Source organism: Aeromonas sp. R6-1 (genome assembly GCF_040908165.1).
GTDB classification, from domain to species: Bacteria; Pseudomonadota; Gammaproteobacteria; order Enterobacterales; family Aeromonadaceae; genus Aeromonas; species Aeromonas caviae.
Map to the genome: position 1 here is coordinate 61,219 of NZ_JBFODF010000054.1, position 10,388 is coordinate 71,606.

Below are 10,388 nucleotides of genomic sequence, written 5' to 3' on the forward strand. Positions count from 1 at the left end.
ATTGGCCCCGATCGCGGGAAAAGAATAAAAAAGGCCGACCCAAACGGGCCGGCCAACACGCAGATTCCGACGGCAGGAGCGCACCCCGTGTGGCGCGTTCCACAGACTCGACAGCAGGGTCGGCAGGCCGACCCGGTATTCGTGATGGGGCCGCTGTGCCGGGAAGCAGGGCCGCCTTCTGTCTGTTGTTGCCGCCCCGAGGCGGCGTCCCTGACCGGTGAGCGGTCAGGAGTGATTCACTTACACCCGTTCGAACACGGTGGCGATGCCCTGACCCAGGCCGATGCACATGGTGGCGACTCCCAGGGTGGCGTCCTTCTCTTCCATCAGGTTGATCAGGGTGGTGGAGATGCGGGCACCGGAGCAGCCGAGCGGGTGACCCAGGGCGATGGCGCCACCGTTCAGGTTTACCTTCTCGTCCACCAGATCCTGCAGACCCAGATCCTTCACGCAGGGCAGGGACTGGGCGGCAAACGCCTCGTTCAGCTCGAAGAGGTCGATGTCGCCGATGGTCAGCCCGGCCCGCTTGAGCGCTTTCTGGGTGGCCGGCACCGGGCCGTAACCCATGATGGCGGCGTCACAGCCGGCGATGGCCATGGCGCGCACCCTGGCGCGGGGCGTGAGGCCGAGGGCCTTGGCGCGATCCGCACTCATCACCAGCATGGCGGCGGCGCCATCGGACAGGGCCGAGGAGGTGCCGGCGGTGACGGTGCCGTTGACCGGGTCGAACACCGGGCGCAGCTGGCTTAAGCCATCGACCGTGGTCTCCGGGCGGATCACCTCGTCGTAGTCGTAGAAGAAGCGGGCGCCGCTGGCGTCGTGCCCTTCCAGCCCGACGATCTCCTTGGCAAAACGCCCTTCCACGGTGGCGGCGTGAGCGCGGCGGTGGGAGCGAGCGGCAAACTCGTCCTGCTGTTGACGGCTGATGCCGTGCAGCTTGCCGAGCATCTCGGCGGTCAGCCCCATCATGCCGGAGGCTTTCGCCACCGACTTGGCCATGCCGGGGTGGAAGTCCACCCCGTGGCTCATCGGCACGTGACCCATGTGCTCGACGCCGCCGATGATGAAGATATCCCCATCACCTACCTGAATGGCACGGGAGGCATCGTGCAGCGCCTGCATGCTTGAGCCGCACAGGCGGTTGACGGTGACCGCCCCCACCTGCTTGGGAATGCCGGCCAGCAGTGCGGCGTTGCGGGCGATGTTGAAGCCCTGCTCCAGGGTCTGCTGCACGCAGCCCCAGTAGATATCCTCGATCTCGTTCGGGTCGAGGTTGGGGTTGCGCAGCAGGATGGATTTCATCAGGTGCGCGGACAAGTCTTCTGCACGCACGTTGCGGAAGGCGCCGCCCTTGGACCGGCCCATCGGGGTCCGGATACAGTCGACAATGACTACGTCTTTCATGAATGGATCTCCTTTCCGCAATCAGTAGAAGGTGTTGCCCTGGGCAGCCATCTCGCGCAGCTTGTCGCTGACGCGGTAGAGCGGGCCCAGGTCGGCATACTGGTCGGCCATGGCCACGTAGCGATCCAGACCGATAGTGTCCAGATAGCGGAACACGCCGCCGCGGAAGGGAGGGAAGCCCAGGCCGTAGACCAGTGCGATGTCGGCTTCGGCTGGCGTGGCGACTATGCCCTCTTCCAGGCAGAGCACCACCTCGTTGATCATCGGGATCATCATGCGGGCGATGATGGCCTCCTTGTCGAAATCCTGCTTCGGCTTGGCGATGGGGGCCAGCAGCTCGTAGCTGGCTGCGTCGGCCACCTTCTTCGGCTTGCCCTTCTTGTCCTGCTCGTAGGCGTAGAAGCCCTTGCCGTTCTTCTGACCGAAGCGGCTGGCGTCATACATTACGTCGATGGCGGTACGACCTTCCTTGCTCATGCGCGCCGGGAAGCCTTGCGCCATCACGTCACCGGCGTGGTGCCCGGTGTCGATGCCGACCACATCCAGCAGGTAGGCAGGGCCCATGGGCCAGCCGAACTCCTTCTCCATCACCTTGTCGACGGCGGCGAAGTCGGCGCCATCGGCGACCAGCTTGTTGAAGCCGAAGAAGTAAGGGAACAGCACGCGGTTCACGAAGAAGCCGGGGCAGTCGTTGACCACCACCGGGGACTTGCCCATGGCGGCGGCGTAGGCCACCACGCGGTTGATGGTTTCATCGGAAGTTTGCTCGCCGCGGATGATCTCCACCAGTGGCATGCGGTGCACCGGGTTGAAGAAGTGCATGCCGCAGAAATTCTCGGGGCGCTTCAGTCCCTTGGCCAGCAGGGAGATGGGGATGGTGGAGGTGTTGCTGGCGAGCACGGCGTCTTCGCCGATGATCCCTTCCACTTCACTCAGCACGGCCGCCTTCACTTTCGGGTTCTCGACCACGGCCTCGACCACCACGTCCACATGCTTGACGTTGTCATAGCTCAGGGTCGGCGTGATGGCGGAGAGCACCTGGCCCATCTTGATGCCGTCGATGCGACCGCGCTCGAGCTGGCCGTTGAGCAGCTTGGTGGCCTCATTCATGCCAAGTGCTAGCGCCTTCTCGTTGATGTCCTTCATCACCGCCGGGATGCCCTTGCTGGCGGACTGGTAGGCGATGCCGCCCCCCATGATGCCGGCACCCAGTACGGCGGCATGGCCGGTGGCCTTGTTTGCCTGCTTGGCAGCCTTCTTGGCCAGCGCCTTGATGTGCTGATCGTTGAGGAAGATCCCGACCAGCGCCTTGGCCACGTCGGTTTTCGCCAATTTGATGAAGGTGGCGGCCTCGGCGGCCAGCGCTTCGTCACGGCCCATGCCGGCGGCGGCTTCCACCGTCTTCACGGCGGCCATGGGGGCCGGATAGTGTTTGCCCGCCACGGCGGCAACCATACCAGCGGCGGTGGTGAAGCTCATCATGGCTTCCAGTTTGGAGAGGCGCAGCGGGGCCTTCTTGGCGGCGCGGCGGCCCTGCCAGTCCAGCTTGCCTTTGATCGCGTCCTTGATCATCTGCACGGCGGCGCTCTGCAGCGCGTCGGGGGCGACCACGGCATCGATGGCACCCACCTTGAGGGCGTCATCGGCACGGTAATCCTTGCCGGTGGTGATCCACTCCAGCGCGTTGTCGGCACCGATCACCCGCGGCAGACGGACAGTGCCGCCAAAGCCGGGCATGATGCCGAGCTTGGTCTCGGGCAGGCCAATCTTGGCGCTGGTGTCAGCCAACCGGAAATCGGTGGAGAGAATGGTCTCGCAGCCGCCGCCCAGAGCATGGCCCTTGATGGCGGAGAGGGTGGGCACCGGCAGATCTTCGATGGCGCTGAAGATGTCGTTGGCCTTCTTCAGCCAGCCGAGCAGGTCTTCTTGCGGCAGATCGAACAGTTCCAGGAATTCGGTGATGTCGGCGCCGACGATGAAAGCGTCTTTGCCGGAGGTGAGGATCAGACCCTTCAAATCGGCTTGTTGCTGTAATGCGGCGATCGCTTCGCTCAGGGAGAGCAGGGTAGCGCGATCCAGCTTGTTGACTGAACCCGGGGCATCGAACCTCAGCTCGGCAATGCCGTCTTCGAGGTAGCTGACCGTCAGGGTTTCGCCTTGGTAGATCATGAGAGTGTCTCCTTGTTCCCACTCTGTGGGGAATGGTGCTCCTTTATCCCCAGCAGGGGGCGAGGCTCACTATTGATCCAAAAGGAGACATTTTCAACACCTATTTAAAACATTTGTTTAACAGTTGTCGAGTAAAAGCTCTTCATCACAAAACGGGCAAAAAAGAGGCGCCTTGCGGCGCCTCCGATGGAGATGAGCGTGGTATCAGCTAGCCAGTTCCGGCCGATTGCGATACTGGTTCAAGACCTCGGGATCGGCGAGGGCGTGGGTGTTGTTGACGGGGCGGTTGTGCACCACTTCCCGCACCGCCAGCTCCACTATCTTGCCGGACTTGGTGCGGGGGATGGCATCCACCTGCAGGATGCGGGCAGGCACATGACGGGCGGTGCAGTGTCGCTTGATCTGCTGGCAAATCCGCTCACGCAGCCCGTTGTCCAGCTTGCAACCCGCCTTGAGCTTGACGAACAGCACCACCCGCTCGTCCTGTTTCCATTGCTGGCCGATGACGATGCTCTCTTCCACCTCGTCGAGTTGTTCCACATAGCGGTAGATCTCGCTGGTGCCGATGCGCACGCCGCCCGGGTTGAGGGTCGCGTCGGAGCGGCCGTAGAACAGGATGCCGCCAGTCGGGGTCAGCTCGATCCAGTCCCCGTGGCACCAGATGTTGTCGAACCGCTCGAAGTAGGCGGCGTGGTACTTGTCGCCGTTTTCGTCCCCCCAGAAGTAGATGGGCTGGGCCGGGAACGGCTTGGTGCAGACCAGTTCGCCCTTTTCACCCAGCACCGGCTGGCCCGCCTCGTTGAATACCTGCACCGCGAGACCGAGGCCGCGCCCCTGGCTCTCGCCGCGATAGACGGGGCTCAAGGGGTTGCCGATGACGAAGCAGGAGCAGATGTCGGTGCCACCAGAGATGGAGCTGAGCTGCACATTCTGCTTTATCTGCTGGTAAACGTAGTCAAACCCCTCCGGCGACAGCACGGATCCGGTGCTGCAGATGAGGCGCAAGGCAGGCAGGTCGTGGGTATTGACGGGGGCATAACCCTGTTTGTGCAGCGCATCGAGATACTTGGCCGAGGTGCCGAACAGGGTGACCTCTTCGTCCCGTGCGAGATCCCACAGCACGTTGCCATCCGGGTAGAAGGGGGAACCATCGTAGAGCACCAGGGTGGCGCCGGAGGCGAGGGCGCTCACCAGCCAGTTCCACATCATCCAGCCACAGGTGGTGAAGTAGAAGATGCGCTCCCCCGGCTTGATGTCGCAGTGCAACTGGTGCTCTTTCAGGTGTTGCAGCAGGGTGCCGCCAATGCCGTGCACGATGCACTTGGGTTTGCCGGTGGTGCCGGAGGAGTAGAGGATGTAGAGCGGGTCGTTGAAGGCCATGGTCTCGAAGGCGAGCTGGGCATCATGCTGGCTTGCCAGCAATTGCTGCCAGTTGTGACCAAGCTGCAGCGGGTTGCCGAGCAGGGGGATCATCACCGTCTGCTCTAGGCTGTCGAGCTGACCGACGACGCTGGCCACCTTGTCCTGAATGTCGATGGCTTTGCCGCCGTAGCGGTAGCCATCCACCGCGAACAGCACCCTGGGACGGGTCTGGCCGAAGCGCTCCACCACGCTGGCCTCGCCAAAATCGGGGCTGGTGGAGGTCCAGATCGCCCCGAGGCTGGTGGTTGCCAGCATGGCTACCACGGTTTCCGGGATATTGGGCAGGTAGGCTGCGACCACATCACCCCGGCCTATACCCTGGCTACGAAGCCAGTGGGCCAGGCGGGCGACCTGATCTGCCAGCTCATGCCAGCTCAGGGTCCGGCTTGGGCCCCCTTCGATGCGGGAGATGATGGCCGGGCTCTCATCCTGGCGGCGCAGCAGGTTCTCGGCGAAGTTGAGCTGGCTGTCGGGGAACCAGCGGGCGCGCTGCATATCCTGGCGGTTCTCCGCCACAATGTTGCCAAGCTCGCCCTTGACGCCGCAGTGCTGCCACACCAGGGGCCAGAAGCGGGTGGTCTTCTCCACCGACCATTGATACAGGTCGGCATAGCTGCGCAGTTGCAGACCATGGAAGTGATTGACCTCGGCCATGAACTGGTGGAGGTTGGAGTGCTGCATCCTGTCCTGATCCGGTGTCCACAGACAAAGGTTTTGCATGAGTCGTTCCTGACGGCTGATATCTACTGTCTGTGGGCAGTGTATTGAATTGTTCTTTGTTTGTTAATTGTCTGTTTTATCTTCATAACAAAAAGCCTGTAACCTATGCGTTACCTCACGAAGCGAAAGCCGGGTGGCTCGAGCCTTGATTCGCTTGATGTTATGCTGAAGTCACATTCGCCCGGAGCAGGACGCCATGAGCAGTTACAGCCAACTTTTTGCCCAGCATCACGACACCCTTCAGCAGCGTACCCGCGACATCCTGCAACAACAGGGTCTTGGCGGTCTCGCTATCCACTCCGGCCAGACTCATCGTATCTTCCTCGATGACCAGGATTATCCCTTCAAGGTGAATCCCCAGTTCAAGGCCTGGCTGCCGGTGCTGGACAACCCTCACTGCTGGTTGCTGGTGGACGGGGTGAACAAGCCGGTGCTGCTGTTCTACCGGCCGGTGGACTTCTGGCACAAGGTGGCGGAGTTGCCCAACTCCTTCTGGATCGATTTCTTCGACATTCGCTTCCTGACTCGCCCGGAGCAGGTTGCCGATCACCTGCCGGCCAACAAGCAGGAGTGGGCCTATCTGGGCGGCCATCTGGAAGTGGCCGAGCTGCTGGGACTGGGCCAGCCCAATCCGGAGGCGGTCCTCAACTACCTGCACTACCACCGTGCCTACAAGACGCCCTATGAGCTGGAATGTCTTCGCGATGCCAACCGCATCGGCGTGCGCGGCCACATCGCGGCCAAGGACTCCTTCATGGCGGGGGCGAGCGAGTTCGAGATCAACCTGGCCTACATGAAGGCGGTCGGACAGGGGGCCAATGAGGCGCCCTACGGCAACATTGTTGCCATCAACCGCAATGCGGCCATCCTGCACTACACCCATCTCTCCACCCAGCGGGTGCCGGATGCGGAGCGTTACTCCTTCCTCATCGATGCCGGTGTGGACGTGCACGGTTATGCCTCCGACATTACCCGAACCTGGGCCTGGCGACGCGGTGAGTTCGCCGATCTGATCGCAGCGCTGGATGCACAGCAACAGGAGATCATCGACGAGATCAAGCCGGGCCGCCGCTACAGCGAGTTGCACCTGCAGATGCACCACAGGCTGGCGCGCCTGCTGCAAGCCACCGAACTGGTAGACATGTCGGTGGACGAGATGATCCACACCGGGGTGACCAATGTCTTCTTCCCCCACGGTCTCGGTCACTTCCTCGGCCTGCAGGTACACGATGCCGGCGGCTTCATGCAGGATGAGCGCGGCACCCACCTGGCGGCCCCCGAGCAGTTCCCCTATCTGCGCTGCACCCGGGTGATGGAAGTGGGCCAGGTGTTCACCATAGAGCCGGGTCTCTACTTCATCGACAGCCTGCTGGAGCCGCTGCGCCAGGGTGAGCAGGGCAAGCGGGTCAACTGGAACAAGGTGGAGGCGCTGCGTCCCTATGGTGGCATTCGCATCGAGGACAACGTGGTGCTGCATGCCAACGGGGTGGAGAACCTGACCAGACAAGCAGGGCTCTGATGGCGACGGATTACCCCATACCGGCAGCCCCACTGGAGGTGAGCGAGGAGATCAAGAAGAGCCGCTTCATTACCTACATCGCCCACACTCCGACCGTCGAGGCCGCCAAGGCCTGGATAGACGAGATCAAACAGCAACACCCGGGAGCCCGGCATCACTGCTGGGCTTTTGTCGCCGGCGCCCCGCAAGACAGCCAGGTTTATGGTTTCAGTGATGATGGCGAACCCTCGGGCACAGCGGGCAAACCCATGCTGGCCCAGTTGATGGGGGCCGGCCTGGGTGAAGTCGCCGCCGTGGTGGTGCGCTATTACGGTGGCGTGCTGCTGGGGACCGGTGGCCTGGTCAAGGCCTATGGCGGTGGTGTGGGGGCAGCACTCAAGCAACTTGAAACCTGTATCAAGCGTCAGCTGACCTCTTCCGTGATCCAGTGTGACTACACCGACATGGGGGCCGTGGAGTCCCTCATCTCTGCCCATCAAGGGCAGTTGCTGGTGGCCGATTATGGTGCCAGCGTCACCCTTCAGGTAGCGTGGGAGTCTGCACTCTGGGCCCGTATCGCACAGGAATTGACCGACCGGACCCAGGGTCGGGTATCCCTTCGTCCCTTAGATGGCTAGAATCCATCGCTCTTTTAGTCTGAAGAGGGAGCCGGAATGCAGATTCTGAGCATCATTCGTATCGTCGGTCTGCTGGTTGCCCTGTTCAGCTCGACCATGCTGCTGCCCGCGATGGTCGCTTTTGGGTATCGTGATGGCGGTGGTACCGAGTTCGTCAACTCCTTCGTCATAGCCCTCCTGCTCGGCCTCCTGCTCTGGTTCCCCAACCGCCACCAGAAAAAGGAACTCAGGTCCAAGGAAGGCTTCCTCATCGTGGTGCTGTTCTGGGTGGTGCTGGGGAGCGTGGGTGCCGTCCCCTTCATCATCAGCGACGTGCCGAACATGTCGGTCTCGGAGGCATTTTTCGAGTCGTTTTCCGGCCTGACTACCACGGGCGCAACGGTGCTGACCGGGCTGGACAATCTGCCCAAGGCGTTTCTCTTCTACCGCCAGCTGCTGCAATGGCTCGGTGGCATGGGGATCATCGTGCTGGCGGTGGCCGTGCTGCCACTGCTGGGTATCGGGGGCATGCAGCTCTATCGCGCCGAGATCCCGGGGCCCGTCAAGGACAACAAGGTGACCCCGCGCATCGCCGAGACGGCCAAGGCGCTCTGGTTCATCTATCTGTTGCTGACTTCCCTCTGCGCTCTCGCGTACTGGATGGCGGGGATGACGTTGTTCGATGCCATCTGCCACTCCTTCTCCACCTTGTCGGTTGGGGGGTTCTCGACCCACGACGCCAGCATCGGTTTCTTCGACAGCCCGGCCATCAACCTGATCACAGTGGTGTTCCTGTTGCTGGCGAGCGTCAACTTCGCGCTGCACTTCATGGTGTTTGCCCACAAGCCGGTGCGCGTGAGCAGTTATCTGCGTGACTCCGAGCTCAAGGTGTTTCTGAGCATCCAGTGCGTGCTGGTGCTGATCTGTTTCGTCTCTCTGCTGTTCCACGGCCACTACGATACCTGGCAGGATGCGCTCAACCATGGCCTGTTCCAGGCGGTGTCTCTGGGCACGACCACGGGGTACAGCACCACCAGCTATGCGGAGTGGCCCTCCTTTCTGCCCATGCTGTTGATGTTCTCCGCCTTCATCGGCTGCTGCGCCGGCAGTACCGGGGGGGGCATCAAGGTGATGCGTTTCATGATCCTGTTCCTGCAGGGGATGCGTGAACTCAAACGGCTGGTGCATCCGCGGGCCATCTACACCTTGAAGCTGGGGCGCCGCGCCGTACCGGAGCGGATCGTGGAAGCGGTCTGGGGCTACTTTGCCACCTACATCATCCTGTTCTTCATCTTCATGCTGTTGCTGCTGATGACGGGGCTGAACGAAGTGACGGCCTTCTCCGCCGTGGCTGCGGCATTCACCAACGTGGGGCCGGGTCTGGGGGAGGTGTCGGCCAACTTCGGCAATATCTCGGCTACTGCCCAGTGGATATTGATCGTGGCCATGTTGTTTGGTCGATTGGAAATCTTCACACTTCTGGTACTGTTTACTCCTGCATTCTGGCGTAGTTGAGGTTGGTATGGACAAGATTTTGGTGCTTTATTCTTCCCGGGACGGGCAAACGCGGAAAATCGTGGATGTCATGCTGGAGGAAATATCAGGATGCGAAGTGGTGATGCACGACCTGCACACCCTGCCCATGTGCAACCTCAGCAAGTATGCCAAGGTGTTGATTGGCGCTTCCATTCGCTACGGTAACTTCCACCCCAGCCTGCTCAGCTTCATACACGCACATCATGAACAGCTGGAAGTAGCCAATGCGGCGTTCTTCTGCGTGAACCTGACGGCACGCAAGCCCGAGAAGCAGACGCCGCAGACCAACGCCTACATGAAGAAGTTTCTGCGCCTCTCTCCCTGGAAGCCCAAAACTCTGGGGGTGTTTGCCGGGGCATTGCAGTACTCCCGTTACAACTGGTGGCAGACCCGCATCATCCAGTTGATCATGAAGATCACCGGGGGCAGCACGGATACCAGCAAGGATCTGGAATTCACCGACTGGGACAAGGTGCGCGGCTTTGCCCGTGAATTTTGGTCAAAAAAGTAACAGTGACGTCATTCAGAGCGGCCAGAGCCCTGCGTAAGCAGGGCTTTTTGTTTGATAAGTAGGCGTTCGAGCCACAAATCGGTAAAAAGGACTATTTTTCGCAAAATAGCCCTTGTCATCACGGCGCGGCTCCCTATAATGCGCCCCTACCAGCACGGCGGACCACGCCGAACTGATGAGCCAGCTTCCTAGCGAAGTGGGCGCCGAAAGAAAAGCGAAAACAACCGCTTGACTTTCGAGGTGAGGAGCGTAAGATGCGCCTCCTCAACGCGATAAGCGTGACGCTCTTTAACAATTTGAATCAAGCAATCTGTGTGGGCACTCGCAGCATCGAGCATCAAAAACAATTTTTGATATCAATGTCTGATGAAGTGACCAAAGCAACTTTTAGTTGCAGCAGTTAATTCAGCAATTCGTTGAGCCGCTTTTCGAAGCAACCAAACTTAAATTGAAGAGTTTGATCATGGCTCAGATTGAACGCTGGCGGCAGGCCTAACACATGCAAGTCGAG

General features: G+C 61.0%; 7 protein-coding genes and 1 rRNA gene. 5 read left to right on the plus strand and 3 right to left on the minus strand.

Going from position 1 to position 10,388, the window contains the following annotated elements; genetic code table 11:
• Positions 1–240 precede the first annotated feature (240 nt).
• The 3 genes from fadA to AB5Y68_RS19165 form a co-directional block, all read right to left on the minus strand.
• On the minus strand, positions 241–1,425 hold the full coding sequence (fadA, locus tag AB5Y68_RS19155; protein ID WP_200886044.1) for an acetyl-CoA C-acyltransferase FadA: 1,185 nt from the start codon (positions 1,423–1,425) through the stop codon (positions 241–243).
• Positions 1,426–3,573: a fatty acid oxidation complex subunit alpha FadB gene (gene fadB, locus AB5Y68_RS19160; RefSeq protein WP_039041360.1), complete on the minus strand. Its 2,148-nt coding sequence runs from the start codon at positions 3,571–3,573 to the stop codon at positions 1,426–1,428.
• 204 nt (positions 3,574–3,777) lie between these two features.
• Complete coding sequence (locus tag AB5Y68_RS19165) at positions 3,778–5,715, minus strand: acetoacetate--CoA ligase (protein ID WP_039041359.1); 1,938 nt, start codon at positions 5,713–5,715, stop codon at positions 3,778–3,780.
• Between the two features lie 196 nt (positions 5,716–5,911).
• Here AB5Y68_RS19165 and pepQ point away from each other — a divergent pair, with 196 nt between their 5' ends.
• The 5 genes from pepQ to AB5Y68_RS19190 form a co-directional block, all read left to right on the plus strand.
• Positions 5,912–7,234 carry a Xaa-Pro dipeptidase gene (gene pepQ / locus AB5Y68_RS19170; protein ID WP_039041358.1) on the plus strand — a complete coding sequence of 441 codons (1,323 nt, stop codon included), beginning with the start codon at positions 5,912–5,914 and terminating at the stop codon, positions 7,232–7,234.
• Complete coding sequence (locus AB5Y68_RS19175; RefSeq protein WP_010672418.1) at positions 7,234–7,851, plus strand: YigZ family protein; 618 nt, start codon at positions 7,234–7,236, stop codon at positions 7,849–7,851. Before pepQ ends, AB5Y68_RS19175 begins: the two co-directional genes overlap by 1 nt.
• Before the next feature lie 36 nt (positions 7,852–7,887).
• Positions 7,888–9,345 (plus strand): TrkH family potassium uptake protein, encoded by a 1,458-nt coding sequence (locus AB5Y68_RS19180; RefSeq protein WP_039041357.1) that lies wholly within the window; start codon positions 7,888–7,890, stop codon positions 9,343–9,345.
• A gap of 7 nt (positions 9,346–9,352) precedes the next feature.
• Positions 9,353–9,877: a menaquinone-dependent protoporphyrinogen IX dehydrogenase gene (hemG, locus tag AB5Y68_RS19185; protein ID WP_029313439.1), complete on the plus strand. Its 525-nt coding sequence runs from the start codon at positions 9,353–9,355 to the stop codon at positions 9,875–9,877.
• 445 nt (positions 9,878–10,322) lie between these two features.
• Positions 10,323–10,388 (plus strand): 16S ribosomal RNA (locus AB5Y68_RS19190); the annotation flags it as partial.

Excerpts from the sequence above, each read along its gene's own strand:
- hemG (WP_029313439.1), top strand. The coding sequence starts at position 9,353 with ATGGACAAGATTTTGGTGCTTTATTCTTCCCGGGACGGGCAAACGCGG.
- AB5Y68_RS19175 (WP_010672418.1), top strand. The coding sequence starts at position 7,234 with ATGGCGACGGATTACCCCATACCGGCAGCCCCACTGGAGGTGAGCGAG.
- AB5Y68_RS19180 (WP_039041357.1), top strand. The coding sequence starts at position 7,888 with ATGCAGATTCTGAGCATCATTCGTATCGTCGGTCTGCTGGTTGCCCTG.
- fadB (WP_039041360.1), bottom strand. The coding sequence starts at position 3,573 with ATGATCTACCAAGGCGAAACCCTGACGGTCAGCTACCTCGAAGACGGC.
- pepQ (WP_039041358.1), top strand. The coding sequence starts at position 5,912 with ATGAGCAGTTACAGCCAACTTTTTGCCCAGCATCACGACACCCTTCAG.
- AB5Y68_RS19165 (WP_039041359.1), bottom strand. The coding sequence starts at position 5,715 with ATGCAAAACCTTTGTCTGTGGACACCGGATCAGGACAGGATGCAGCAC.